This is a genomic window from Kribbella kalugense (genome assembly GCF_004365875.1).
Taxonomy (GTDB): Bacteria; Actinomycetota; Actinomycetes; order Propionibacteriales; family Kribbellaceae; genus Kribbella; species Kribbella kalugense.
On record NZ_SODF01000002.1, the window covers coordinates 49019 to 73389 of the forward strand.

The 24371-nt window shown below is 67.2% G+C and carries 23 protein-coding genes; 4 read left to right on the forward strand and 19 right to left on the reverse strand.

Annotated elements, in window-relative coordinates:
• Window positions 1–17 precede the first annotated feature (17 nt).
• Genes EV650_RS17735 through EV650_RS17755 form a run of 5 tightly spaced genes read right to left on the reverse strand, consistent with a single transcriptional unit; the run spans window position 18 to window position 5674 of the window.
• Window positions 18–1298 carry an aminotransferase-like domain-containing protein gene (locus EV650_RS17735; protein ID WP_134120173.1) on the reverse strand — a complete coding sequence of 427 codons (1281 nt, stop codon included), beginning with the start codon at window positions 1296–1298 and terminating at the stop codon, window positions 18–20.
• Window positions 1285–2307: an alpha-hydroxy acid oxidase gene (locus EV650_RS17740; RefSeq protein ID WP_134120174.1), complete on the reverse strand. Its 1023-nt coding sequence runs from the start codon at window positions 2305–2307 to the stop codon at window positions 1285–1287. The genes EV650_RS17735 and EV650_RS17740 overlap by 14 nt, the downstream gene beginning before the upstream one ends.
• Complete coding sequence (locus tag EV650_RS17745) at window positions 2300–3211, reverse strand: alpha/beta hydrolase (RefSeq protein WP_134120175.1); 912 nt, start codon at window positions 3209–3211, stop codon at window positions 2300–2302. Before EV650_RS17745 ends, EV650_RS17740 begins: the two co-directional genes overlap by 8 nt.
• A 3-nt stretch (window positions 3212–3214) precedes the next feature.
• Window positions 3215–4390 (reverse strand): cytochrome P450, encoded by a 1176-nt coding sequence (locus EV650_RS17750; protein WP_134120176.1) that lies wholly within the window; start codon window positions 4388–4390, stop codon window positions 3215–3217.
• Between the two features lie 3 nt (window positions 4391–4393).
• Window positions 4394–5674, reverse strand: coding sequence for an SGNH/GDSL hydrolase family protein (locus tag EV650_RS17755; RefSeq protein WP_134120177.1), 1281 nt, complete (start codon window positions 5672–5674; stop codon window positions 4394–4396).
• A gap of 222 nt (window positions 5675–5896) precedes the next feature.
• Here EV650_RS17755 and EV650_RS17760 point away from each other — a divergent pair, with 222 nt between their 5' ends.
• Genes EV650_RS17760 through EV650_RS17770 form a run of 3 tightly spaced genes read left to right on the forward strand, consistent with a single transcriptional unit; the run spans window position 5897 to window position 9305 of the window.
• Window positions 5897–7405, forward strand: coding sequence for a class I adenylate-forming enzyme family protein (locus EV650_RS17760; RefSeq protein ID WP_134120178.1), 1509 nt, complete (start codon window positions 5897–5899; stop codon window positions 7403–7405).
• A complete protein-coding gene (locus EV650_RS17765) occupies window positions 7402–8619 on the forward strand; it encodes an MFS transporter (RefSeq protein ID WP_134120179.1) in 1218 nt (405 codons plus the stop codon). Before EV650_RS17760 ends, EV650_RS17765 begins: the two co-directional genes overlap by 4 nt.
• Window positions 8616–9305: an SGNH/GDSL hydrolase family protein gene (locus EV650_RS17770; RefSeq protein ID WP_134120180.1), complete on the forward strand. Its 690-nt coding sequence runs from the start codon at window positions 8616–8618 to the stop codon at window positions 9303–9305. The genes EV650_RS17765 and EV650_RS17770 overlap by 4 nt, the downstream gene beginning before the upstream one ends.
• Before the next feature lie 166 nt (window positions 9306–9471).
• Here the strand turns inward: EV650_RS17770 and EV650_RS17775 are convergent, their stop codons facing one another.
• The 14 genes from EV650_RS17775 to EV650_RS17840 all read right to left on the reverse strand — a co-directional run bounded on the left by EV650_RS17775 (window position 9472) and on the right by EV650_RS17840 (window position 23045).
• Window positions 9472–11409, reverse strand: coding sequence for a hypothetical protein (locus EV650_RS17775; protein WP_134120181.1), 1938 nt, complete (start codon window positions 11407–11409; stop codon window positions 9472–9474).
• A 413-nt stretch (window positions 11410–11822) separates the two neighbouring features.
• Entirely contained in the window at window positions 11823–12158 is a 336-nt protein-coding gene (locus EV650_RS17780; RefSeq protein ID WP_134120182.1) for a DUF4288 domain-containing protein, read from the reverse strand.
• A 16-nt stretch (window positions 12159–12174) separates the two neighbouring features.
• Window positions 12175–13503 carry a hypothetical protein gene (locus EV650_RS17785; RefSeq protein WP_134120183.1) on the reverse strand — a complete coding sequence of 443 codons (1329 nt, stop codon included), beginning with the start codon at window positions 13501–13503 and terminating at the stop codon, window positions 12175–12177.
• Entirely contained in the window at window positions 13500–14474 is a 975-nt protein-coding gene (locus EV650_RS17790; protein WP_134120184.1) for an alpha-ketoacid dehydrogenase subunit beta, read from the reverse strand. Before EV650_RS17790 ends, EV650_RS17785 begins: the two co-directional genes overlap by 4 nt.
• Window positions 14474–15451 (reverse strand): thiamine pyrophosphate-dependent dehydrogenase E1 component subunit alpha, encoded by a 978-nt coding sequence (locus tag EV650_RS17795; protein WP_134120185.1) that lies wholly within the window; start codon window positions 15449–15451, stop codon window positions 14474–14476. The genes EV650_RS17790 and EV650_RS17795 overlap by 1 nt, the downstream gene beginning before the upstream one ends.
• Window positions 15452–15455: 4 nt before the next feature.
• Complete coding sequence (locus tag EV650_RS17800) at window positions 15456–16241, reverse strand: DUF3050 domain-containing protein (protein ID WP_134120186.1); 786 nt, start codon at window positions 16239–16241, stop codon at window positions 15456–15458.
• 10 nt (window positions 16242–16251) lie between these two features.
• A complete protein-coding gene (locus tag EV650_RS17805; protein ID WP_134120187.1) occupies window positions 16252–17157 on the reverse strand; it encodes a phytanoyl-CoA dioxygenase family protein in 906 nt (301 codons plus the stop codon).
• Window positions 17154–18215: a 4-hydroxyphenylpyruvate dioxygenase gene (gene hppD, locus EV650_RS17810; RefSeq protein WP_134120188.1), complete on the reverse strand. Its 1062-nt coding sequence runs from the start codon at window positions 18213–18215 to the stop codon at window positions 17154–17156. The genes EV650_RS17805 and hppD overlap by 4 nt, the downstream gene beginning before the upstream one ends.
• On the reverse strand, window positions 18216–19475 hold the full coding sequence (locus tag EV650_RS17815) for a beta-ketoacyl-[acyl-carrier-protein] synthase family protein (RefSeq protein ID WP_134120189.1): 1260 nt from the start codon (window positions 19473–19475) through the stop codon (window positions 18216–18218).
• Window positions 19472–21049, reverse strand: coding sequence for a class I adenylate-forming enzyme family protein (locus EV650_RS17820; protein WP_134120190.1), 1578 nt, complete (start codon window positions 21047–21049; stop codon window positions 19472–19474). The genes EV650_RS17815 and EV650_RS17820 overlap by 4 nt, the downstream gene beginning before the upstream one ends.
• A complete protein-coding gene (locus EV650_RS17825; protein WP_134120191.1) occupies window positions 21046–21480 on the reverse strand; it encodes a beta-ketoacyl-[acyl-carrier-protein] synthase family protein in 435 nt (144 codons plus the stop codon). The genes EV650_RS17820 and EV650_RS17825 overlap by 4 nt, the downstream gene beginning before the upstream one ends.
• The gene (locus tag EV650_RS17830) at window positions 21477–22586 is read right to left on the reverse strand and encodes a beta-ketoacyl synthase N-terminal-like domain-containing protein (RefSeq protein ID WP_134120192.1); all 1110 of its coding nucleotides are present in this window, start codon (window positions 22584–22586) and stop codon (window positions 21477–21479) included. The genes EV650_RS17825 and EV650_RS17830 overlap by 4 nt, the downstream gene beginning before the upstream one ends.
• Complete coding sequence (locus EV650_RS17835; protein WP_134120193.1) at window positions 22579–22791, reverse strand: acyl carrier protein; 213 nt, start codon at window positions 22789–22791, stop codon at window positions 22579–22581. Before EV650_RS17835 ends, EV650_RS17830 begins: the two co-directional genes overlap by 8 nt.
• On the reverse strand, window positions 22791–23045 hold the full coding sequence (locus tag EV650_RS17840) for an acyl carrier protein (protein WP_134120194.1): 255 nt from the start codon (window positions 23043–23045) through the stop codon (window positions 22791–22793). Before EV650_RS17840 ends, EV650_RS17835 begins: the two co-directional genes overlap by 1 nt.
• A gap of 103 nt (window positions 23046–23148) precedes the next feature.
• On the opposite strand from EV650_RS17840, the gene EV650_RS17845 reads away from it, so the two are divergent.
• The gene (locus EV650_RS17845; protein ID WP_134120195.1) at window positions 23149–24345 is read left to right on the forward strand and encodes an RNA-guided endonuclease InsQ/TnpB family protein; all 1197 of its coding nucleotides are present in this window, start codon (window positions 23149–23151) and stop codon (window positions 24343–24345) included.
• Window positions 24346–24371 lie beyond the last annotated feature (26 nt).

Consider the following 24371-nt stretch of genomic DNA (forward strand, 5'->3'; position numbering starts at 1 on the left):
GAACGAACCGGTATCGGCTACAGATCCAGTTCCGGACCGCCCGAGGGGACCAGTTGGTCGACGATGAGGGCCGTCAGCCGATTCAGGGCAGCGTCGATCTGGGCCAGGGTGACCGCGCTGCACGACAGCCGGAGCGCATGGATCGGCGCGTCGCCGTCGTAGAAGTGACTCATCGGCGTCCACAGCACGCCGTACTCGTGCGCCGACTTCTCCAGCAGTACGTCGTCAACCGGGAACGGCACGGTGACGACGACGAAGAAGCCGCCGGCCGGGACGGTCCAGCTGATCTCACCATGAGGAAAGCGGGCCGCGAGCCCGTCCGTGATCGCTCGCAGATTGGCGGCGTACACCTCCCGCTCGCGACGGTTCGCCGCGACCAGGCTGTAGTCGTTGGCGAGCAGTTTGCCGCCGATCATCGCCTGCGCGACCGGCGAGGTGTTGACGGTCAGCATGCTCTTCAACTTGGACAGTTCATCGGCGAGCAGGCCGGTGGTGCCGACGGTCTGATCAGCGACGACGTACCCGACCCGCGCACCGGGCAGTCCGGTCTTGGCGAACGAGCCGAGGTAGACGACCCGCCGTTCGGTGTCGAGTGCCTTCAGCGTCGGCCGGCGGTCGTGCCCGTCGGCGGGGAACAGCCCGTACGGATTGTCCTCGATCAGCAGGATGTCCTCCGCGGCCGCGATCTCCAGCAGCCGGCGTCTGCCGTCGAGGTCCATGCTCAGCCCGGACGGATTCGCGAAGTCCGGCATCACGTAGCACGCCCGCGGCCGCAACCCATCCGCGCGCACGGCCTTCACCACCGCGACCAGATCGTCGTCCTCCCCCACGGGTACGACGGGAAGGTCGACCAAGCGGGCCGCGCCGGTGATGCCGACGTACGTCGGGGAGATCGCGAGCAGCACGTCCGCCGGACCGGCACGAAGGGCACGCAGTGTGAGGACCATCGCCTCCTGGCAGCCGACCGTGACCACGATCGCCTCCGGGTCGACGTGGATGTCCTCGTCGACCGCGAGGTTGCGTGCGACCAGGTCCTGGATGATGCCCTTGGTGCGGCCGTACTGGAAGATCGTTCGCCGGACCGCGGGTTCGTCGTACCCCTGGTCTCGGAGGTACTGCGCGAACAGGTCGAGGTAGCGGTGCAGGTCCTCGAGGGCGAAGAACTCCTCGGTCGGTCGTCCGGCGGCGAGCGAGATCGCGTCCGGGTAGTGATGCGACACCTCGTTGAGGAAGTTCATCGAGTTCAGCGCCCGGTCGGTGAGCGAGCCATGTAAGTCGGTCAGCTCAAGGTCGGCCATGGCTCAACTCCCGTGCCCCCGCGAGGTCCGCGCACCCCGCCAACTGCATCGCGTCCCGCAACTCCTGCTTGAGCAACTCCAGCGCCTCATCCACAGCTTCCACAGCCAGTGCCCACAGCAACGGTCTCCCGACGAGTACGCCGGAAGCACCCAAGGCAATCGCCTTCAGCACATCGAGCCCACTCCGTACGCCGCTGTCGAGTAGCACCACGCACTCTTTGCCGACGGCATCGACAACCGGGCCGAGGGCATCGATCGACGCCAACACGCCGTCCAGCTGCCGCCCGCCGTGGTTGGACACCACCACCCCATCCGCGCCGGCCTCGACCGCCCGACGAGCGTCCCGCGGATCCAGAATCCCCTTCACCACAAGGGGAATCGGACACCTTTCACGCAGCCACTCGAGGTCGTCCCAAGACACGGCCGGCTCGAACGCGGCAGCCGTGTGCGCCCGGACCTCTGTCACTTTGTCGACAAGGTTCTCCGGACCGACGTCCGGCGGCAGCGCGAACGAGTTGCGCAGATCCCGCAGCCGCCGCCCCATGATCGGTACGTCAACGGTCACCACCACCGCACCACAGCCGGCCTCGACGGCTCTCTCCATCAGACCGATGACGCGGTCCTTCAACCAGTAGAGCTGGAACCACGACGGCGCGACCGCGGCGATCTTCTCCAACGGCACACTGCTCAGCGTGCTGATGACATAGGGGATCCCCGCCGCAGCGGCCGCCTGCGCGAGCAACAACTCTCCCTCGGGATGCAGCAACCGCTGATAGGCCATCGGCGCGACCGCCACCGGCAGCTCCCAGCGCTCGCCGAGCAGCCGGCAGGAGGTGTCGGGTTCGGAGATCCCCGCCAGCACGCGCGGGGTGAGAGTCACCCCGTCGAAGGCCGCCCGGTTGCGGCGCAGCGTGAGCTCCGAGCCGCTGCCCCCGGCAACGAAGTCGTAGACGTCTGAGGGCAGGACGGACTCGGCCAGCGCCTCGTAGTCGGCCAGCGACTCAACCATCCTTGAAGATCCCGCTCAACCAGGTCGACGCCTCACCCATCGCCTGCTTGCCGCCGTCGAGGATCCCCGACATGGCGAAGAATCCGTGCACCATCCCGTCGTACCGGCTGAGCGTGGTCGGCACACCGGCGGCATGCAGCTTCTCGGCGTAGAACTCGCCTTCGTCCCGCAACGGGTCGTACTCCGCGGTGATCACCAGCGCGGGCGGCAGGTTCGCGTGGGACGGCGCGAGCAGCGGCGAGGCGAGTGGGTTCTGTCCGTCGGCGGGGTCGGTGAGGTAGTGCTCCCAGTACCAGCCGACCGAGGTGTTGTTGAAGAGGTACGGGTCGTTGCCCTTGCGCATCGAGATGGTGTCGGAGCCGTACAACGTATTCGGGTACACGAGCAACTGTCCGGCCAGCGCCGGACCGTTGTCGCGGGCAAGCAACGTCACCGCTGCCGCAAGGTTGCCGCCGGCACTGTCGCCGCCAACCACAAGCCTCGCCGGGTCCAGGTGCTTGGCGATCCACTGGGTTGCGTTGTGGCAATCGTGGACGGCGGTCGGGAACGGATGCTCCGGCGCCAGTCGGTACCCCACGGTGATCACCTGGCACGGTACGGCGTTCGCCAGCTTGCGACTGATCCCGTCCGCCGTATCGATGCTGCCGAGCGTCCACCCACCGCCGAAGAAGTAGACCAACGTCGGCAGCGGACCCTGCAGGTCCGGTCGATAGATCCGCAGCGGCAACCCGGCATCGGTCGTGACGTCCTCGACGTGATGTACCTGCTCGACCACACCACCGGCGGCCCGGATCGAGGCCAGGTCGGCTGCCCGCGCCTCGGCCAGGGTCTGGGTGTAGAGCTGCGGTACGTCGTTCGCCTCGCGCTCGGAGCGCATCGCCTCGACCTGCGGGTCCAACGGCATGGTTCACCCCAATCGGATCGGCATGGACTGATGTCCACGCAGCAGCAGGCTGTGACTGCGAACCGGCTCCCCCGCCAGCTTGAGCTGCGGGAAGCGCTGGAACAACTGGCTGAACGCGGCCCGCCCTTCCATCCGCGCCAGCCCGGCACCGACGCAGTAGAACGGACCCGCGCCGAACGACAAGTGCTGCAGATCTTGGCGATCCGGGTCGAACGTGTCGGCATCCGGATGCTTGGCCGGATCCCGGTTCGCCGCACCCGGCAGGATGAGCACCAGACTGCCCGCGGTGATCGTCTCGCCCGCCAATTCGACGTCGACCGACGCCTTCCGGCTGATCAGCTGCACCGAACTCTGATGCCGCAGCACCTCCTCGACGTAGTCCGCCGCTCGGCTAGGGTCCGGCGTCCCAGCGTCGAGCAGCAACTCGAGACCGTTGGTGAGCAAGTTCATCGTGGTCACGAAGCTGGCGTTGACCAGCACGAGCAGGTTGTCGATCAGCTCCTGCTCGGCGAGCTCCGAGTCCACCAGCGAACTGACCAGATCGTCGGTCGGCCGGACTCTACGGTCGGCCAGCATCCGGGCGTAGTAGTCGTTCAACTCATCGGCCGCTTGGTTCGCCGCAGCCAGTCGCTCAGGAGCCTTGCCGCCGAGGTCAAGGTAGTCGTCAATGGCTTTCGTCCGGTCCCGGAACCAGCCGAGGTCGGACCGCGGGATGCCCAGGAACGTACCGATCACGGTGATCGGCAGGCGGTAGGCGAAGTCCACGAAGTCGATCACCTGACCGTCCGCGCCGGCCTTGCCCAGATCTTCGAGCAGCTCGGCGGTCAGGGCCTCGACGACCGGTTCGAAACCGGTCAGCCGGCGCGGCGTCAGTACCGCCTGGAACACCTTGCGCATCCGCAGATGGTCCGGCTCGTTCCGGAACATCATCGATCCGCCGAGCCGGCGAAGTACCGCGTCCTTCGGGTCCGGGTCCGCCGTCAACAGCCGATGGAACCGGGTGTCCTTGAGCGCGTCCTGTGCCGCGTCGTACCCGTTCACGACGACGGCGTACGGCGAACTCCCGGGTTCGAGCCGGCAGACCGGGCCGATCCGATGCAGCTCCGCGAAGAGCGGCATCGGATCGCGGCGACCGTCCTCGGACCCGAGCGCGACCAGGATCTCGTTGGCGGTCCGCACCGGTCAGCGCACCAGGTTGAGCGGAACCGAGGCGGCCATCGCCTGGTAGCCGGTGTCGTTCGGGTGGATGTGGTCGCCGGAATCCCAGTCCGCGCGGAGCTTCGACGGCGCTGCCGGGTCCCGCAGTACCTTGTCGAAGTCGAGGACTCCGTCGAACTCGTGGCTGCTCCGCAGGTAGCTGTTGACCGTCTGCCGCGTTGCCTCCTTGGCCGGCGTCCAGCTGTCGGTGCCCGAGAGCCCTTCGAATGGCGTGATCGTGGTGACCAGGCTGCGGATACCGCGTTCCTTGGCCTGCGCGTTGACCTGACGCAGGGCACCGATGATCTCGGCGGCGGAGTCGTCGGACATCCAGATGTCGTTGATGCCGAGCTCGGTGATGACTGTGCGTACACCGGTCTGCGCGAACACGTCCTCGTTCAAGCGGGCCAACGAGTTCACGCCGACCTCGCCGAAGCCGGGGAACGCGCCGTTGTCGGACGGCTCGGTGCCCTCGTGGTTGAGCCGGCTGCCGGCCAGGCCGGCGTTCAGCACGCTCGGGAACGCCTTGTGACCGGACGATGCGGCCAGCCGCTCGGCGAGCTGATCGGGCCAGCGGTTGTTGGCGTTCGGTGTGCTGTTGGTGCCGTCGCTGATCGAGTCGCCGAGGACGACGATCGAGCCGGCCGAGTCGTCGGTCTGTACGTCGACACCGGACAGGAAGAACCAGCAGCACCGCCGGGTCGTCGGGTAGTTCACGCCCGTCGGGTCGCTGACCCGGTTGCCCGTACCGACGAAGTTGTCCTGGATCGACGAGCCGTGGAACGTCGTCGGGCCGGTGTTGTCCTGGAAGTAGATGCTGACGACCAGGTCATCGAGGGTGCCGAGCCGGAGGTTCACCGGGTCGCTCAGCAGTTCGCTGCCCTTGACCATCGGCGCGCTGCCGGAGCCGTTGAACGTCAACGTGCGCAGGGTTGCCGGGTCGATGTCGGACAGCTCGGGCGTCGACTTGTTGGGCTTGGCAACAGTTGCCGCGGCCACCGTGACGGTCTTCTCGCCGTAGATGTTCGACAGCCGGATCCGGATCTTGTTGCCGCCGACAGTCGGACGAACCACCAGCCGGACGCTCTGGTCGGTCAGGCCGGCATTCGTCGACCCGGTCGCGTCGCCGTGGGTGACCGCGGTCGCCCAGGTGCCGACCCATTGGGCGTCGCTGTGGTCGCCGTAGGTCGAGCCGGCCAGGCTCGATCCGGCGAGGGTGAGAGCCGCGGTGACCGCGACCGCGCGCCAACTGCTGGAAATGGACATTGACGGACCTCCAGGCGGAATGGATGCGGACGGAACGTAATACGCAACCAGGAATCCGGTCAATGAATCAGAAAGCATTTCCGCAGATACCCGTCCAGCGGTTAGCGGAGTGGTTCCGGGGCCGAATCGCACGGGTATTCCTTCACACCGCGCGCGGCGCCGATCGAGTAGAGTCACAAGGGACGGCTGGGGGTGGCCGGGAGCCGAGGGGACGCTGACCAAATGCCGCCAGAATTTGCCCTGCCCGAGAACAGTAGCAATTACGCGGTTCAGGCCCTGAGGCGGTTCCAGGAATACTCCGGACGCCCCGCGCTGGCCCGCGGTAATCGGTCCGCGACGTACGGTGAATTAATCGCCGACGTATTGCGTTTCGCCGCTGCTTTCCGCGATGCCGGCGTGCGTCCGGGCGGCAAGGTTCTGGTGATGGCGGCGAACTGCTTCGACGCGCCCGCACTCCAGCTCGCCCTGCATCTGCACGGTTGTCGCGTGCTGTGGAGCGCGCCGATCACGTCCCGCCGCGAGATCGATCGCTTCGCGGCCCTGGCCGATGCGGATGCCTTCGTGTACGACGACGGCGCGCTCGGTGAGGAGCTGGCCGCGTCGCTTGCGCCCATGCCCGCTTACCGGATCGCGGATCTCGATGCACAGACGCCGTACCAGATCTTGGAGACGCCGGCGCCGGACTCGGTGCTGCAGACGAGCGGTACGACGGGCGATCCGAAGCTCGTCCACCACACGCAGGCGTTCTACAAGCAGATCCTCGACCTGGCCGCCGTCTTCGTCGCGCAGGATCTTCCACTGCTGCGGCACTACTCGGGATCGCCGCTGTGGTTGGCGAGTGGGCAGATCACCACGTTCTTCAACCTGTTCACCGGCGGTGTGCTGTTCCTCACCGACACGTGGTCGCCGGACGAGTTCTACCGGATCGTGCCGGCCGAGCGGATCACGTCGACGTACGTGACGCCGCCGATGCTCTATGAATTGCTTGATCATCCCGGTGGGGCGGGGGTCGATTGCAGCAGCCTGTTCATGCTGAACGTCGGCGCGGGTCCGGCGACGCCGACGCGGTTACTACAGGGGATCGAGCGGTTCGGTCCGGTACTGCGGATCGTCTATGGGCTGAGCGAGTGCGTCGTGGTGACAGCCCAGCCTGGGTTGACGAAGAACGCACGGCTGGCGTCGGCCGGGACGCCGTACGGCGATGTCGTTGTAGAGATCCGGGACGACGACGGGAAGGTGCTGCCGGCCGGGGACACCGGCGAGGTGTGGGTCCAGAGCAAACTGGTGTTTGCCGAGTACGTCGGCATGCCTGAGCTGACTGCGGAGACCTTGGTCGACGGCTGGCTCCGTACTCGCGATGTCGGCTACGTGGATGACGACGGCTTCTTGTTCCTGGTCGATCGCGTGCACGACATGATCGTCACCACCCGCAGGAACTGGGCGATCTTCTGCCGACCGATCGAGGACGTGCTCGGCAGCCATCCTGCTGTCCGCACCGCCGCCGTCATCGGCGTACCCGATCCGGTTGTCGGCGAGGCCGTACACGCCTTCGTCGTCACGCGATCGCCGGTCACTGCTCTCGAACTTCAGGATCTCGTGACCGCGACGTTGAACGAGATGTGGACGCCGGCCGCGATCGACTTCGTCGACGAACTGCCGCTCACGCAGATTGCGAAGGTGGACAAGGTAGCCCTGCGCAAGCTCTACGCCGAACTGCATCCCCAGCCATGACGGCCAGGCGCGGACTCGTCATCCTGTTCGTAGCGGACGTCCTGTCGGCCGTCGGCAGCCGGATCACCATGGTCGCGATCCCATGGCTGGTGCTGGTGACCACGGGCAGCGCGGCGCGGATGGGCGTAGTGGCTGCGGTCGAGCTGGTGCCGTACATCATCGCGAGCATCATGGCCGGCCCGATCATCGACACCCTCGGCCCACGCCGTACGTCGATCATCGCGAACCTCGCGAGCGCCGTCGCGGTGGCGGCGATCGCAGCCACCACGAGCCTCGGTTTCGCCGCGCTCCTCGTCCTCGTCGCCGTCGCGGGCGCGCTCCGCGGTGCGGCGGACCGTGCGAAGGATTTGTTGGTACGTCCAATGGCCGAGGCAGCCAAAGTCGAGCTGATTCGGATCACGTCCCTGCACGAGGCCTTTGCCCGCGGCGCGACCCTCCTCGGCGCACCGCTCGGCGGCCTGTTGATCTACTGGACCGACGCCGCGCGCGTGCTGTGGATCGACGCGGCAACCTTCGTGATCTGCGCTGTCCTAGTGGCGGCGTTCGTCCACCCGCCTTCGGTTGTTTCGGACTTACGGCGGGACAAGTACTTTCGCTCGTTGGCTGAAGGCTTCTCGTTCGTACGGCGGGATGAGTTGCTCGCGACGATGCTGATCACCACGTTCACGATCAACATCTTCGCCAGCGCGAGTACGGCGGTCTTCATCCCGGTCTGGGTCCGCGACGAACTCGGCACACCGGCCGGCCTCGGTCTCACCCTCGGTGCGTTCTCCGCCGGTGCGCTACTCGGCAGCATCACGTTCGCCGTACTCGCCACCAAGGTGCCGCGCTATCTGACCTTCGCGGTCGGAGCGTTCGTCGGCGGCAGTCCTCGGCTGCTCGTGCTCGGGCTGAGCGATCATTTGAGCTTAGTCATCGTGGTGACGTTCTTGTCCGGCATCGGTATCGCGGCGATCAACCCGGTCTTCGGCGCCGCGTTGTACGAGCACGTACCGAAGCATCTGCAGGCGCGAGTGATCGGGCTCGTGGCGGCGTCGTCGTTCGCCGGTCTTCCGTTGGGCGCGTTGCTGGCCGGCGCGTTAGTGAGCTGGGTTGGGCTGATCCCCGCGTTGATCTGGTCCGGCGTCGCGTGTCTGCTGGTCAGCCTGTTCCCGCTGATCCGGCGTGGGCCGGGCAAGGTGCTGGATGCGCCGACCACCGCGGAGGTCACATGAACGAGGCCACCGATCCTTATTGCCTGCGGCCGGGCGAGAGCGCCAAGCTCCTCACCGGTCATCCGTGGCGGCGGTTCGTCGTCCTCGGTGACAGCGTCGCGGAAGGTCTCTGCGAGCCGGTCGACGGGTACAGCAAACTCCAGTGGGCGGACCGGATCGCCTCCGAGCTCCGCGCCGTACAACCTGAACTCGCCTACCTCAACCTCGGCGTCAGCGGACTACGCACCCGCGAGATCCTGGCCACGCAACTCGAGCCGGCACTCTTGTTCGGTCCTGACCTCGCCCTGGTCGTTGGCGGTGGCAACGATGCCTTCCCGGCCACGTACGACGCCGAGCGCGTCGATCGCGAACTCGCGCTGATGATCACCACGTTGCAGGGCGCGGGCGCCGACGTGATGACACTCGGAATGTTCGACATCTCCTACAGCCCGGCGGTCGTCGACTGGCTCCGTCCGGGCCTCAGGCAACGAATGCGAACCCTCTCAAACCACACCGCCGCCCTCGCCGCCGAGTTCGGCACCATCCACATCCACCTCACCGACCACCCCCTCTCCACCGACCCAACCCTCTACAGCCCCGACGGCCGCCACGGCACCGCCCGCAGCGACGCAGTAGCAACCGCCGAAACCCTCCGAGCCTTAGCCGACCACCTAACTACCACCCACCACCAAGCACCGCCGACCTAAGCATCGGCCACCCTGGTGGGTCCGACGCAGCACCTCAAGCCACCGACCGTGCGGCAACTCGAGGCCCGACCAACTCATCCCGACCCCGCACCTCGCACGGCGTAGCACGGCCGTCGTCCTCGTGCCTCGCGTCCGGTCGCTCGGAGACTGTTGCTGCTGGCATCGGTTAGTCGGGCTCTCCGGAGGTCCGCACTCGGTGGGTGCCGGTGGGGTCGACGTGGAACCGGAACCCGTGGGGTGTACTCCATTCGAGGGTCTTGTCGTCGACGCGGTGCACGTTCCAGCCGTGGGCGTGGGTCTTCACCCGGTGGGGGTAACGTCCCAACGGCGCGAGATTGCTGGTCGAGGTCTGACCCGGTGGACCGAGAGGGTCGTACGGGCGCAGGTGGTCCAGGTCCATGGAGCGGCGGGTCTCTTGGGTGCCGAACGGGAAGACTTCGACGGGGTGGGTGAGCTTGACGCGTTCGCGGATCCGGTCGGGGATCTCGTAGGCGTCCACACTCACCGCATCGTTCAGATCAATAACTGGTTTCACGGTGTACGGGCCGTACCCGACCAACTCGGCGAGCTGCTCGGCAAGCATCGGACCCAGCCCCTCGACCCGCAGGACACCGCTCCCGGTCGCGAGGGTGAGATCGGTGAGGTGCACATAGATCTCGGTCTGCCCCGGCCGCACCCGCACACCACCACTACCACTACCTCCACCGTTGGCGCCACAGCCGCTGCTGCCCGTGCCGTTGCCGGCGCCGTTGGTGCGGCCGCCGCTACCGGCGGCGCTGTGGGGGTGGGGTTGGTTGGCGTAGGCGTCGTGTTTGATCCGGGCCAGGCGGGCGCGCAGGGCTCGCTCGGCGGCGGGGTCCATGGGCTGGCCGTCGTCGGGTTCGATGTGTAGGAAGGGACCGGACGGTCCAGCCGACTCCGACTCCGACTCCGGCTCCGAGGACCCCTGCTCCGGCTCCATGCCCGGGGCGTCAGGTACGTCGGGAGGTTCGGCACTGCTGGGGTCGTGTGGGTCGCGGTCGAGCTCGCCGTCCGGGCCTAGCTCATCCCCGTTAGCCGGCCAATCGTCCAGCAGGTCCTCATCCTCATCCCTCCACCGCGCGCGAGCTCCTGCCGCGGCTGCAGTTGGTTCGCCGACGCCGGTACGAGCTTCAGTCGGGTCCGGCATACCGGGACCGTCCGGTGTAGCCGGGTCCGGCCTCCTCGGGTCCGGGGTGCCGGGACTGTCCGGCGCGGTCGGGTCCGGCGTGGTCGGGTCGGGCCTAGTCGCGTCGTCCGGGGTGTCGGCGGCGTCTGGCTGTGGGTTGATGAGGCGGTGGGCGCGGGCCTGGGTGAGAAGTTCTTCGGTGAAACGGGCATCGGCGATGATGCCGACCGCCTCCGCGCGGCGGGTCTGGACGCTGCGGGTGTCACCGAAGATCTTCAACGCCTCCGCGATCGCGGCCAGCGTCGCCTCGTTGCGGGCCACCGCACCCGCCGCGGCCTTGATGAACATCGTCTTGGTGCCATGCTCGTTCGACTGGCCGACAAAAACACCCCGCTCGCGCGCCTTCTCGGCGGCCTCGGCGCGGGCCTGGTCGGTGTCGACGTGCATCCTCGCGGCCTTGATGATCTTCTCCAACCGGGCCGGCGTGATCGAGTCCACCAACCCCGCCACTCGCTTGTCGACGCGGGCGGCTGCCTCCGCGGAGAGTTTCTTGCAGTCGGCGACGATCCGGCAGGCCTTCCAGGGGGTGGCTTCGCCGGACAGGACCCGGGCCCACAGGAAGGGGAATCGGTGCCGTAGCGCCAGGGCCTGGCCGAGGTAGTCGGCTGCGACCCGGGGTGAGATGCCTAGCATGACGCCGAATTCGGCGATGGCGAACTCGAGGATCTCTGGGCAGCCGTCGCCGCCGAGTACGACCGTGCGCTCGCGGCCGTCGCAGGTACGGCGGCCGGGGCGGCGGCCGGCCCGGTCGGGGTAGGCGGAGGGGTGGTAGCGGTCGGCGTAGGACAGGGCGTGTTGGAGGAGCCGGGCCTCGGCGCGGTGGGACAGGGCGCGGAGTTCGGCGGCCGACTCCAGCAGGTCGGCCGTCGGCAACGCATCCAAATCATCCTCGAACATGTGTTCGAGATTACTCCGCGACCGCGCCGCAGGCAAATCGAATAGAGCCGGAAACCCCTTATCCACAAGGGGAAACCTCACATCACATCGGAATCGCGAAACGGGTATGCCTCAGCGGGCATCCGCCCGACCTTGCACGAGCAGGCACGTCGGCGCGGTCCGGCAGTTGGTCCGCGGCAATGCGGTGGGGCAGTGGTCCGCAGCGATGCGGTGGGGCAGTGGCGCGCGGAGGGCGGTGCAGTCCGGCAGTGACGACAGTCCAGTGTGGCGTTGGTGTGGGGCGATGCCTCGCGACGGCGATGCGGTGCGCGGCAAGCGGTGCGGCACTGCCGTGCAGTCCGATGCGGCGGGCCGTGGTCGTGCGGTCCGGTCGTGTGGTGGTGCGGTCGTGCGGTGGTGCGCTGTGGTGATCTTTACGAACGCTGCTGGTGTTCCTTGCCGGTGTCGAAGAAGTGGTTGAGGTAGGACTTGGGTTTGCGGTTGCTGTCTCGTAGGAGGGAGAAGATCTCAGCGCCGTCGCCGGGCGGGTCCTCGAGGCGGTATGCCTGGGCCAGACCCAAGTAGGTGTCCGGCGAGTCGGTGAGGGTCGCCGAGTACTCGCGGGCCTCGTCCTCCGCACGCTCGATGGCGTGATCGAAGGAATCGGCCCGCCACAACGTGATCCGCTCCTCGTACGTCTTGCCTGCGGCCTCGGGCGGCCACCCGCTACGGAAGATGCACCGCACTGCGTACCAACCGGAGCTGCTCATGGAACCCAATCATGCGCTACGGCAGCAGTAGTAGGCCGCTTGTTAAAGCGCCTTGGCCTACGTTTACTACGGGGCCGGCGTTGGGGACGGTGAAGCGGAGGTAGGCGCCGGCGGGGGTGCCGGCGAAGAGGTACGGGGCTACGCAGAAGGGGACGTCGGCCTCGTGGGGTTCGTTGGTTTCGAGGTTTATGAATTGCATGGTTAGGCGATCGACCTCGACGTGGGCCTGGACGATGTAGCCGCCTTCGCTCAGGGCCGTGTCGACGGCAGTTGCCCAAGTCTGATCGGAGACCTCTGGGCCGACGACTACTCCGACGCCGCCGTAGGATCCGTACGGCTTGAGCACCAGCGAGTTCCGGCCGGCGAGCACCTGATCGCGGAGCCCGCCGGCCAGGATCTCGGTGTGGGGTACATGGCCAACCACAACCGAGGCATCCGTCGGCGCCAGCAACGAGAGGTCTTCCCACAGCCAGGCGAGGATCGCCTTGCTGGCAAGCAACCAGCTCGCGGTGGCGGTGAACATCCGGACCGATCGCGTTTGCACCGCGATCCCCAACGCATCCAGACCAGCGCTCGGCTTCATCCCTTGTGGAACGAACATTCGCAGTACGGCGTCGATCGGGCCGTCGTCGACGCAGAGTCGGCCGGCGTCGTCCAGCGTCAGCCATTCAAGTGGGAACACGCGCATGTCGAAACCCAGCTCGCGACCGCGTTCGCTGAACGGTTCGAGCAGCTTGATCATCGCCAACCCGTCCTGCGACCCCGGGTACGTCCCACCGGTGGTGAACACCATCGCCAACCGATCGTCCCCGGTCACCCCCAACGCCGACCGCACCGCCTCGTACCGCGCGTCCACCGCCGACGCCGGTGCCTTCAACCCGAGCGCGGACACCTCCGGATCGCCCGCATAAGCATCGAGGAACCGTCGAGCAACCCCATCGGAGTCATGCGCCCCACCGAGCGCGCTGTCGATATTCGCCTCCACGACGTACGGCGTCCCGCCGCTGAGCAGGATGTCCGCCCGGACACCGCCGAGCAGTTCCTCGGTCAACGGCAGCTCCTCGTCGAGCAGATCGATGTACCCGACCGGCATCCCGAGCGCCCGTCGCAGCTCCCCCGCGGTCGTTGCCCGCCGCAAACAAGCCTCAAGGATCAGCCGGGCAACAGTCGCCGAGATGTCCGTCAACGACTCATACATACCGACCGACATGATCGGCGGTCGCAGCGGTCGCCACTCCTTGTTATGAGTCGCCACGCCGTCGTACACCTCTCGCCATGACGCGGTCCCGCGCGCGATGAGCGCCGTACGCGTTGCCTCGGGCAACTGGTGCCACAGGTCGGTCATTGATCCTCCAGTACGGCGTTGATCGCGGCAACGAGTTGATCCCGGCCGGGTTGGACGGCACGGTCGAGCGCAAGGGCGAACGGGAGTACGGCGCCATCGGGTCGGGTCACGCGGCGCGGCGGGGCGTCCAGGGTGAAGCGTTCGGCGGCGAGCGCGAGTACTTCGGCAGCGAAACCGCTGGTGCGATTCGAATCGTCGATCACCACCAGCCGGCGGGTCTTCGCCACCGACGCGGCCAGCCCGTCAACGTCGAACGGATAAACGGTCCGCGGATCGAAGACCTCGACCGAGATCCCGACACCGGCCAACTCATCAGCGACGACCAGCGCATCCTGCAGTAGGTGGCCGAGAGCAACGACCGTCACATCCCGACCGGACCGCGCCACCCGTCCGACCCCCAGCGGCACCGGCGCCAGTGTCGAAAAGTCGACATCGTCGCGGACACCGAGCGCGGCGGACGGCGCGAACACCACGACCGGATCATCGTCGCGGATCGCCGAGACGAGCAGACCGTAGGCATCCGACGGCGTCGCCGGCACGACCGTCTTCACTCCGACGTGAGCAAACAACGTGTAGGGATGATCCGAGTGCTGGCCGGCCCACCCGGTACGCGAGCCCGATCCAGGTACGACGTACGTCACCGGGACCTTGCATTGCCCTCCGGTCATCAACGAGAACTTGTGGGCCTGGTTCGCGATCTGCTCGAAGACCAAGAACAGCAACGACGGGATCTGGAACTCGATCACCGGCCGCATCCCGGCGAGTGCGGCCCCGGTCGCGAAGTTCGTGAACGCCTGCTCCGACAGCGGCGTGTCGATCACCCGCTCCGGACCGAACCGCGACGACAACCCGGCGGTCAGGTTGGACGCCGCGACCCGGATGTCTTCACCGAGCAGGAAGACAGACGGATCCAGCTCCATCGCATCACCCAAAGCGCGATTCAGCGCCTTCAAGTACGACAGTTTCGGCATCAGGGCATCACCGCGTACAAGTACTTAAGAGGATCAGCAGGGTCCGGGTGTGCGCTTCCCAGCGCGAACTCGGCCGCCGCATCGAGGGCCGCCTCGACCTCGGAGTCGACTGCCGCGCGCTCGCGCTCCGGCAGCCGTGCGCCCTGGATCGCGACCGGATCACGCGCCCGGCCGGCAGCGACCTCGCCGGGCGAGCGGTAATCGAGCCGGGCGCGGTGCTCGAAGGTGTGATGCGCGTCGAAACGATAGGTCAGGCACTCCAGAAACATCGGGCCCTTCCCGGAGCGAGCCCGCGCAACCGCAGCTGTGCTTGCCTTGAGCACCGTCTCCGGATCCTGCCCGTCGATGGTGAACGCCGGCATGCCGAACGCCCGCGCCCTCGCGGTGATGCTGCCGGCCACCGCCGACCCGACCGGCATCGTGGTCGCGTACCCGTTGTTCTCGCAGACGAAGAGCACCGGCACCTGCCAGAGCGCGGCCAAGTTCAGGGCCTCCAGCAACATCCCTTCGTTCATCGCACCGTCCCCGAAGAACGTGACGGCGACCGTGTCGCGCCCTTGCTGCCGGTACGCCCAGGCGGCACCGGTCGCGATCGACGCGGCCGCGCCGACGATCGCGTTCGCCCCGAGAATCCCGAGGCTGAAATCGGCCGCGTGCATCGAGCCGCCGCGTCCCTTGTTCAGCCCGGTCTCCCGTCCCATCAGCTCGGCGAGCATCCGGCCCGGGTCAGCACCCCGAGCGAGCACATGCCCATGCCCTCGATGCGTACTGGTGATCACGTCGGCTGAGGTCAACGCTGCACATACGGCAGCGGCGATCGCCTCCTGGCCGAGGTACGGATGAATCCCGCCGACGATCTCCCCGGACCGCACGAACTCGATCGCCCGCTCCTCGAACCTGCGGATCAACCGCACGGCCCGGTAGAGGTCGACGGTCACGGCATGGGGCGCCGTCCGGCCGAGATCGTCGGCGGTCATCGCTTCAGCCCTTCACCGCGGCCAGGATCGCGTCCCACAGGCGGGCGCGGGCGGCGAGCGCGCTGTTGATGGTGTCCGCGCAGGCGTCCCACTTGCCCTGGTCGTCGCCGCAGAGGTCGCTGACCATCTGCATCGCCATCGGCGTGTGCTGCTCGCCGTCCACCTCGATGTGCCGCTCGAGGTAGTCGACGAAGGTGTTGAGCCGGTTCGACCGCTCGTTCACCGCGACCACCTGGGTGAACATGTCCGGGATCAGGTCCTCCCGCCCGAAAGCGAACGCCGCCGCCTGGCAGTGGATCGGAGCGTTCTCGATGATGTCCCACGTGGTCCCGGCGAAGTCGATCGACGGCTGCGGTACGCCGGCCTCCCGAAGCGACTCGACCACCGGCGCTCCACCGCGAAGCAACTCGATGAGGTGCGAGATGGCACTCGTATCCGCGCCGGCCTCCGTCATCCCGTTCACGTACAGCTCGAAGTGGCTGATGAAACCGTCGCCGAGTTCGTCGCTCTCCTCGACCATCACGATGTCGTTGATCAGCCGGCGACTGCTGGTGTGCGCGGTCGGGATCCACGGCACGGTTACGCAGGTCAGCTCGCGTTGCAGTGACTTCAGCAGCGACATGAAGTCCCAGACCGCGAAGACGTGGTGCTCCATGAAGGTGACCAGCGCCTCGTGGGTGTCGAGGTTGGCGTAGAGCGGGTGCTGGACGACCTTGTCGCGGGCCGGGGTGACGGCCTTCTCCAGCTGCTCGATGCCGGGGTGGGTCTGACCCCAGTCGTAACGGGACATTGCGGTTCTCCTAGCGGTCGGCCCAGAGGGTCGGGCAGTAGTCGGGGTCGGCGTAATCGGGGTGGCCGGCGGAAGTACGGCGTACCAGGACGTCGTGGTTGTAGGCGGCAAGGGTTCCGTCGGTGAGCGGGTACTCGCGGTAGCGGTTCGCGCCGTCCTGCAGGTGCAGGGAGATCGCGCGGCGCGGGCGGTCGGTGACGTTGGCGCCGCTGCCGTGGTACGTGCGGCAGTGGTGGAAGTTCACGTGACCGCGCGGGATCGTGATCGGCAGCCTGGTCACCTCGACGTTGTTGTACGCCGCGTTCTCGGCCAGCATCTGGTCCAGCTGAGACCGGTCCCGCTCGGCGAAATGGCGTACGACGGTGTCGTCGGAACCGATCTCCGCCCACCGATGGCTGCCGTCCACCATCGTGATCGTGCCCATCTCCGGCGGGCAGTCGTGGAACGGGATGAACGCGGTCAGCATCCGGTCAGACGACGAGGACGACCAGTAGTGCTTGTCGAAATGCCAGGGCACCAGGTTGGACGGCTCGCCGGAGATCGGCGGCTTGTAGATCAGCGTGGACTGGAAGATGCGGATCTCGTCGGTCTGCGCGAGCCGGGCCGCGACCGCACCGATCAACGGCTTGCGGAGGATCTTGGCGAGACCGTCGTGTTCGTAGTGCACGTAGTCGTTGTGCCGCTGGACGTCGCCCTTCGACGGATCCCAGTAGGCCAGCCTGGGTGGTGCCTCCGGCAACGATCGGTCCCGCTCGCCGGCGTAGTACCGCTCGCTGGCGTTGACCAGTTCGTCGGTCTCGTCGTCGGTGAGCAGCTTCTTGGACAGGTACCAGCCGTGCTCGTTGTAGAAGGCAACATCCTCGTCGGTCGGCAGCAGCTCGACCTCTTCGTCGGACAGCTTGAACTCCAGCGTCATGAGGCCAGCTCGCGTTCCTTGGCCTCGTAGAGCGCCTTGATGTTCCCGCTGCCGAACGTCATCGCGCCACGCCGCTCGATGATCTCGAGGAACAGCGTCCGTCGTACATGCATCGACTCGGTGAAGATCTGCAGCAGCTGGCCCCAGTGGTCCCGGTCGACCAGGATGCCGAGCTTCTCCAGGTCCTCGATCGGCGTCTCGAGCTCGCCGACCCGCTCCGGCAACGCCTTGTAGTACGCCGACGGCGAGGCAAGGAAGTTCACACCGCGGGCAGCCAACGTGCTGACCGCCTCGACGATGTCGCTGGTCCGCAAGGCGATGTGCTGTACGCCGGCGCCCGCATGCCAGCTGAGGAATTCGTTGATCTGTCCCGGGCGGCGATTCGGATCCGGTTCGATCAGGGTGAATGTGACGTGTTTCGACGGGCTCTGGACGACGGTCGACTCCATGCCCTGCCCCGCGACCTCGATGTACTCGTCGAAGATCGGCAGGAATCCGAAGACGCGTTCATAGAACTCCACAGTCGGCTTCAGTTGGCCGGACGGCACACAGATCGCCAGGTGGTCGATCTCGCTGAACAACTTCTCGTCCGGCCCGCTCGCCGGCGCGGTGATCTGGATCGCGCCCGGCAAGAACTCGTACCGCGGCCCGCGCCGCTCCACCAGCCGATGGATCACATCGCCGAACCCACCGACCTCGGCGATGACGACGGTGGTCTCCTGGTCCGTGTAGATCACCGGCGCGGCGACCGATTCGGCGCCTCGGGCAAGCAGTTCGGTATAGGCGCCTGCGGCGTTGTCCACCTCCAAACCGACCACGGCGACACCGTCACCGTGCCGCTGGACGTAGGCAGCCGCCGGATGCTCGGCAGCCAGACCGGACGTCAGCACAATCTGTACGGCGTCCTCGCGCAGCAACAGCGATCGTTGCCCGGGCAGTCCGGTCTCGGGTCCGCCCTGGCCGTGTATCTGCAGGCCGAACGCGTGCCCGAGGTAGAACGCCGCCTGCCGAGCGTCGCCCACGTACAACTCGACGTGGTCGATCCCGTAGATCTCCATTTACGCCCTCTCCTCACTGTTGATGTCGCGCCCGGTCGGCGTACTGGCGGCGCCGAGGAGCAGGCTGACGTTCTGACCGCCGAAGCCGAACGAGTTCGACAACGCGTACTCGAGCCGGACCTCGCGGGGTTCCTTGCGGACGTGATCCAGCGGGCAGGCCGGATCCGGATCGTCCAAGTGGTACGTCGGGGGCACCAGGCCGGACGTGATCGCGCCGACCGCCGCCACCGCCTCGACGACCCCGGAGGTGCCGAGCATGTGACCGGTCAACGCCTTCGTCGAGCTGACCGCCGGCCGGTGATCACCGAACGCCCGCCCGATCGCGACGGACTCGGCGACATCCCCGAGCTTCGTGCTGGTGCCGTGGGCGTTGACGTAACCGACCTGGCTGGGGTCGATCGCCCGCATGGCCAACTGCATGCACTTCGCCGCGCCGACCCCATCGGGCCTCGGCGCCGTCGGGTGATGAGCATCCGAGTTCACGCCGTACCCGACGACGTCCGCATAACCGCCGGCTCCTCGAGCGGCAGCGTGCGCGGCGCTCTCCAGGACGAGCAGTGCGGCACCTTCTGAGAGCACGAAACCGTTGCGGCGCAGGTCAAACGGCCTACTCGCCTCGGCCGGATCGTCCCAGCCGCGGGCCAGCGCTCGTGCGTTCGCGAACGTCTCGGCGAACGTCGGGAACAGCGGCGCCTCGCTCGCCCCGCACAACACCACGTCGACCTCGCCGGACCGGATCAGCCTGACTCCGTCCGCGATCGCCTGCGCTCCGGACGCACACGCCGTACCGACCGCCGAGGTGTACCCGCGGAGGCCGAAGCGGATCGCGATCCGGGCGGCCGGCATGTTCGGGAGGATGCCGGTGAGCAGGTACGGACTGACCGCGGCGCGACCTCGTTCGGCGCGAGCGAGGACCTGTTGCTCGAGCATCGCCATTCCGCCGACACCGCCCACGATCACGCCGACCCGGTCGGGGTCGACGTTCTCGCCGACGATCAGACCAGCATCGGCGAGTGCGTCTTCGGCGACGAGTTGGGCAAGGATGACGGTCCTGTCCATCACCTTGCCGTCCGGGCCTTTGGCGATGGTGCCGGCGTCGATCGGCGGGAGGATGCCGGCCAGCTCGATCGAGTTGGCGATCGGGTGGTCGGCGGGCGGCTTGACAATGCCGGATCGCCCATGCAGCAAGGCGTCGTACACCTCACGGGGTCCACGGCCGACGGGAGTCAGCAGGCCCATCCCGGTGATCGTGACGGTCATGCCCTCGCCTCCCGGAGGGCGACCTTGCGGACCTTGCCGGTGACCGTGACCGGGATCTCGTCTGTGCCGACGACGGTGACGTTGCGGATGATGGTGGCGACCTCCTCGCCGACGGCCGCCTTGATCGCGGCGGTGCGGTCGAGGTGGGGCGCATCGTGGGACAACTCGAGGAGTACGTCGGCGACGTACCTGCCGTTGTCCGAGGCGATGATCACCGTGCAGTCGTCGACCTCCGGGAGCGCGGCGAGTATGCGTTCCTCGGACATCGACGTGAAGAGTTGCGGGCCTTCGAACCCCGCGACCGCGTCCGGCACCCGGTCGAGATGGAAGTAGTGACCCGTCTCGTCGCGGTACACCAGGTCGCCGGTGAGGAACCAGCCGTTCAGCCGGAAGCGGTACGTCGTGACCGAGTCGTTCCAGTACCCCGGCGACACCGTCGGCGAGCGGAACCCGAGCAGGCCGACCTTGCCCGGCGGCAGTTCCTCGCCGGACGAACTCAGAACGGTCGCCTGGGCGAACTCGTAGGGCTTACCAATGCAGCGGCCGTAGTGATCGCTGTCGATCGTGTGCGTGATGTGGAACCCGTTGTGGCCCATCTCGCTGGAGCCGAGGCCGTCGATGAAGTGACTGCCGCGGACGGTCCGACGGCCCTCGCGGGTGACGGTCTCACGGGTGCCGACAGCAACGAGTTTGCGGATGTGCGGTTCATGGGCGCAATCGCCGGTGTTGAACCACATCCGGACCGAATCGAGGTCGCGCTTGCTCAGATCTTCACGGGCGAGTCCGGCCCAGGTGACCGCGAATCCGTAGACAGCGTGGGGTTTCCAGCGCTCGATGTTCTCGAGGACATACGGCGCGTCCTGGCTGGAGAGCAGCAGCATCTCAGCACGGTTGCCCAGGACCTGGTTGACCATCAGGATCGTCGCGGTGTGCGGGATCGGGAGCGCGTTGAGGATCCTGTCGGTGCCTTGCGCCTGCGGCATGGTGAGCAGGTGTTTCAGGGCGGCGTACAAGGTGGTGTGGGTGTGCAGCACCGCCTTGGGTACGCCGGTGGTGCCGCTGGTGTGCGTGATCACAACGGGGTCGTCGGCGTGGTGCTGGTAGTGCTCCGGCGCCTTCGCTGGATCACCTTCGCCCAGCTCTCGAGGCTCGGCGAGGATCTCTGTTTGCAGGAGCGGTTTGTGAGCGGCGTCGGCGAGTACGGCGGTGACCCGCAGCCGGCGGATGTACTCGTCGGCGATCGCGGGCGCCATCTTGCCGTTGAGGAGTGCCGGGATCGCTCCGATCCGAGTCAGCGCGAGGAAGCTGAGCACGATGTCCTGCGCCTCGGTGGCCCAGATCGCGACCACGTCCCGGCGGCCGATGCCGTGCTCGTGCAACCACGCCGTACGGGCCTGGACGCGTTCGTCGAGTTGGCCGAGGGTGAGCGGATGCTCGGCCGGGAAGTGGTCGACCGGGGTGTCGAAGGTCAAGCCGGGGCCGTTCGGATCGGCGCCGTACTTGATGACTGTTGCCAGCACGTTCCCCGTGCCGATCGCCGGGTCCGCGGCCAGTTGTGCTCTGAAGCTCCTCATACCGGGTCTCCCCCACTAACGATCTCCGCGAACGCCTGGTCCGCGATCACCTGCACGATCAGCACCTGCTCGGCATCGCCGTCGTCGATCAGCAACTCGGCCTCGTCCCGTCCGCCGTCCGTCACACACACCACCGGGCCGCGCAGATCCCACTTGGCCGCGAGCCATCCGGCGACGCTGTTCGGCACCGACTGGAAGAAGAACAACGGACCGATGCGCTTGCCGTCGGCAACTGCCTCGTGAACGTGGTCCGCACTGACCCTGTCCCCGTCAGTCACAAGCACGATCCCTGTCCGCGGACTCGAGTCGGCGAGCTGGCTCAAGCACCGCTCGGCCGTCGCCACCACGAGCGGGTTGAACCGCGACAACACAAACCCAGCCACCCCCGGCGGCTCCCCCGCATCCCACCGCGCCTCAGCCAGAACCCTCATCCGACCCGCACCACCAAAGCCGTATTCGCTCCCCCGAACGCCGAGTTCAACGACATCCCGTACGGCGACGTCGCGGGCCGCGGCGCATCCACGATCACATCCACCGAACACGCCGGATCCGCCCCGAGATAACCGGCGTTCACCGGCAACTTCCCCTCCCGCAACGCCTGCACCAGCACGACAAACTCCACCAATCCGGAAGCCTCCAACGCATGCCCATGCACCCCCTTCGTCGAAGACACCCCCGGCCCACTCCCCATTTGCCTGGCAGACCCACCAAGTTGGGGGTTTGTGACCCGCAACCCGGGTGTGGAACCCCCCGTTTGCTGGGTGGGCCAGGCAAATCGGTGGGTCTGCCAGGGAAATGCGGTCGTCAGGGCGGCGGACTCGGCGGCGTCGGCGAACGTGGTGCCGGTGGCGTTCGCGTTGACGTAGGCGATGGCGTCGGGTGGGAGAGCCGCTTTCCGGAGCGCCGACTGGATCGCTTCGGCCAGGCCTCGGCCGTCGGGAGCGGGTTGGACGGGGTGGTAGCCGTCGCCGGAGCGGGACCAAGCGACCAACTCGGCCAACCCTTCGCCGGGTTGCAGGACGACCGCAGCTACCCCGTCGCCTAGCAGGGTGCCGGTTCGATGCAAAGAGAACGGGCGTACGGCGCCGTCCGTCGACAGCGCTCGGCCGGCGTCGAAGAGGGCGTACTGGTAGGGCTCGACCAAATACGCGGCGGCTACGACGACCCGGTCGAGGCGACCGAGCCGGATGAGAGTCGCGGCGTCCGCCAGCGCCGTACTCGCGGAGACGCAGGCGGACGTGTAGGTCCGGAGTTGGCCGAAGTCCTGCTCCGGCCGCGTGTGCAGGGCAAGCAGGAGCGGTGTGGCACCACGGTCGACGCCGGCCTGGGCGCACGCCGAAGCGATCGCGTGGTCCAGCTCCTCCTCCAGCGTGCCGGCATCGGCAGCGGTCGCGGCATGGTGGGTACGGCGGTTGCCGGTGTCGAAGCGGGTGACCTCGGCGAAGGCCGGCGTACCGGACAACTGCGCCGACGGACCACGACCGAGAGCGGTCATGATCGACATGCCGGTGACCGCGACCGGGCGAGCGTCAGACATGGCTGGTCAGCACCTCGCTGAGTACCGCGGCCGCGTCGTCGATCGTGGTCATCCGCGCGAGCTGGTCGTCGTCGAGCTCGACGCCGTACCGCTGCTCGACCTGATGGACCAGCCAGGCCAGCTCCATCGAGTCGAGCCGCTCGGCGCCGGCCGGCCGTTCGCCGAGACCGGCCAGCCAACCGACGATCTCGTCCCGCGAGATCATCACACCTGCTGGGCGACCCGGCCGGCCACCTCGGCGGTGAACTCGCCGACCGTCATCAACGCCAACTGCTCGGACTCGTCGTCGGAGAACCTGACCCCGAACCGGTCCTCGACCCGGACCGACAGGTCTGCCAGCGCCAGCGATTCCAGATCGACCCCGGCCGGGCCGAGCGTGGTGTCGTCGTCGATCCCTTCGGTGTCGTAGTTCATGTCCTGCAGCTGCGCGATGACGAACTCGCGTACCTCTTCCTTCATTGACTTGGCCGCGGGGCATCCCCGCCGTTGGAGCGGAGAGCACCCGCGACTCCCTCCCTTCGGTGATCAGGGACTGTCGGTCCCGACTGGTTGGATGTGTGGCATGTGCCGGTTCCGGATCTACCCGAGTCCCGCGCAGGAAGCTGCGTTGCTGGAGCAGTGCAGACACGCTCGGCACATATGGAATCTGGCGCTTGAGCAGTGGTCGATGTGGACTCGCGACCAAGGACCGACGCCCGGGTACGTCGAGCAGGCACGTCAACTGACCGAAGCGCGAGCGGTGTTCGGATGGTTGCGAGCGGGCTCGCAGATGGTGCAGCAACAAGCGCTGCGAGACTTCGAGCAAGCGGTCAAGAATTTCTACGCGGGATCCCACCGGCGACCGACCTGGCGTAAAGCCGGGGTGCATGAGGGCTTCCGCATTGCCGGCTCCCAAGCGTCCCGCATACGAAAGCTCAGCCGGAAGTGGGCCGCCGCTCTGGTACCCAAAGTCGGCTGGGTTCGATTCCGCCTCTCTCGCGCCGTACCTGACGCGAAGTCCTACCGCATGACCCGCGACCGGCAGGGTCGCTGGCACATCGCATTCGCCGCCATCCCGGAGCCGATCCCCGCACCTGGTACGGGTGAGATCGTCGGCATAGACCGCGGTGTCACCGTCTCGGCCGCCCTGTCCACCGGCGAACTCCTGACCTGTCCCAAACTCTCCGAACGCGAACGGCAACGGCTCAAGCAGCTGCAACGTCGCCTCGCCCGGTGCCGTCGCGGCTCGAATCGACGCCAGCGGGTGAAGGCCGCGATGGCCAAACTGCATGCCCGCGCCGCCAACCGCCGCAAGGACTGGGTCGAGAAGACCAGCACTGACCTCGCGCGACGGTTTGACGCCATCCGCGTCGAAGACCTCGACATCGTCTCGATGACCTCGCGCCCCAAGGCCAAACCCGACCCGACACGACCAGGTGCCTACCTTCCGAACCGGCGCGGCGCCAAGTCCGGTCTGAACCGGGGCATCCTGACCAACGGCTGGGGCGATCTTGTACACCGACTCGAGCAAAAGGCCCGGGGTAGAGTCGAGAAGGTGAACCCTGCGTACACGTCGCAGACGTGCAGCGTCTGTGGGCATTGCGCACCGGGAAACCGCGAGAGTCAAGCGGTCTTCTGGTGCGTTGCCTGCGGACATCGGGCGCACGCGGACGTGAACGCAGCAGTCAACATCGCGGCCGGACGGGCCGTCAGCGCACGCCGAGAGACGCCCGCATGGGTCTCGCCGAAACGTGAACCTCAACACGCTACCTCCGCGTAGAAGTTGGAATCCCGGGCTCTTCACGA

What these genes read in the sequence shown, in the direction of transcription:
- EV650_RS17735 (WP_134120173.1), bottom strand. Translation starts at nt 1,298, where the DNA reads ATGGCCGACCTTGAGCTGACCGACTTACATGGCTCGCTCACCGACCGG.
- EV650_RS17740 (WP_134120174.1), bottom strand. Translation starts at nt 2,307, where the DNA reads ATGGTTGAGTCGCTGGCCGACTACGAGGCGCTGGCCGAGTCCGTCCTG.
- EV650_RS17745 (WP_134120175.1), bottom strand. Translation starts at nt 3,211, where the DNA reads ATGCCGTTGGACCCGCAGGTCGAGGCGATGCGCTCCGAGCGCGAGGCG.
- EV650_RS17755 (WP_134120177.1), bottom strand. Translation starts at nt 5,674, where the DNA reads ATGTCCATTTCCAGCAGTTGGCGCGCGGTCGCGGTCACCGCGGCTCTC.
- EV650_RS17760 (WP_134120178.1), top strand. Translation starts at nt 5,897, where the DNA reads ATGCCGCCAGAATTTGCCCTGCCCGAGAACAGTAGCAATTACGCGGTT.
- EV650_RS17765 (WP_134120179.1), top strand. Translation starts at nt 7,402, where the DNA reads ATGACGGCCAGGCGCGGACTCGTCATCCTGTTCGTAGCGGACGTCCTG.
- EV650_RS17770 (WP_134120180.1), top strand. Translation starts at nt 8,616, where the DNA reads ATGAACGAGGCCACCGATCCTTATTGCCTGCGGCCGGGCGAGAGCGCC.
- EV650_RS17775 (WP_134120181.1), bottom strand. Translation starts at nt 11,409, where the DNA reads ATGTTCGAGGATGATTTGGATGCGTTGCCGACGGCCGACCTGCTGGAG.
- EV650_RS17780 (WP_134120182.1), bottom strand. Translation starts at nt 12,158, where the DNA reads ATGAGCAGCTCCGGTTGGTACGCAGTGCGGTGCATCTTCCGTAGCGGG.
- EV650_RS17785 (WP_134120183.1), bottom strand. Translation starts at nt 13,503, where the DNA reads ATGACCGACCTGTGGCACCAGTTGCCCGAGGCAACGCGTACGGCGCTC.
- EV650_RS17790 (WP_134120184.1), bottom strand. Translation starts at nt 14,474, where the DNA reads ATGCCGAAACTGTCGTACTTGAAGGCGCTGAATCGCGCTTTGGGTGAT.
- EV650_RS17795 (WP_134120185.1), bottom strand. Translation starts at nt 15,451, where the DNA reads ATGACCGCCGACGATCTCGGCCGGACGGCGCCCCATGCCGTGACCGTC.
- EV650_RS17800 (WP_134120186.1), bottom strand. Translation starts at nt 16,241, where the DNA reads ATGTCCCGTTACGACTGGGGTCAGACCCACCCCGGCATCGAGCAGCTG.
- EV650_RS17805 (WP_134120187.1), bottom strand. Translation starts at nt 17,157, where the DNA reads ATGACGCTGGAGTTCAAGCTGTCCGACGAAGAGGTCGAGCTGCTGCCG.
- hppD (WP_134120188.1), bottom strand. Translation starts at nt 18,215, where the DNA reads ATGGAGATCTACGGGATCGACCACGTCGAGTTGTACGTGGGCGACGCT.
- EV650_RS17815 (WP_134120189.1), bottom strand. Translation starts at nt 19,475, where the DNA reads ATGACCGTCACGATCACCGGGATGGGCCTGCTGACTCCCGTCGGCCGT.
- EV650_RS17820 (WP_134120190.1), bottom strand. Translation starts at nt 21,049, where the DNA reads ATGAGGAGCTTCAGAGCACAACTGGCCGCGGACCCGGCGATCGGCACG.
- EV650_RS17825 (WP_134120191.1), bottom strand. Translation starts at nt 21,480, where the DNA reads ATGAGGGTTCTGGCTGAGGCGCGGTGGGATGCGGGGGAGCCGCCGGGG.
- EV650_RS17830 (WP_134120192.1), bottom strand. Translation starts at nt 22,586, where the DNA reads ATGTCTGACGCTCGCCCGGTCGCGGTCACCGGCATGTCGATCATGACC.
- EV650_RS17835 (WP_134120193.1), bottom strand. Translation starts at nt 22,791, where the DNA reads ATGATCTCGCGGGACGAGATCGTCGGTTGGCTGGCCGGTCTCGGCGAA.
- EV650_RS17840 (WP_134120194.1), bottom strand. Translation starts at nt 23,045, where the DNA reads ATGAAGGAAGAGGTACGCGAGTTCGTCATCGCGCAGCTGCAGGACATG.
- EV650_RS17845 (WP_134120195.1), top strand. Translation starts at nt 23,149, where the DNA reads ATGTGCCGGTTCCGGATCTACCCGAGTCCCGCGCAGGAAGCTGCGTTG.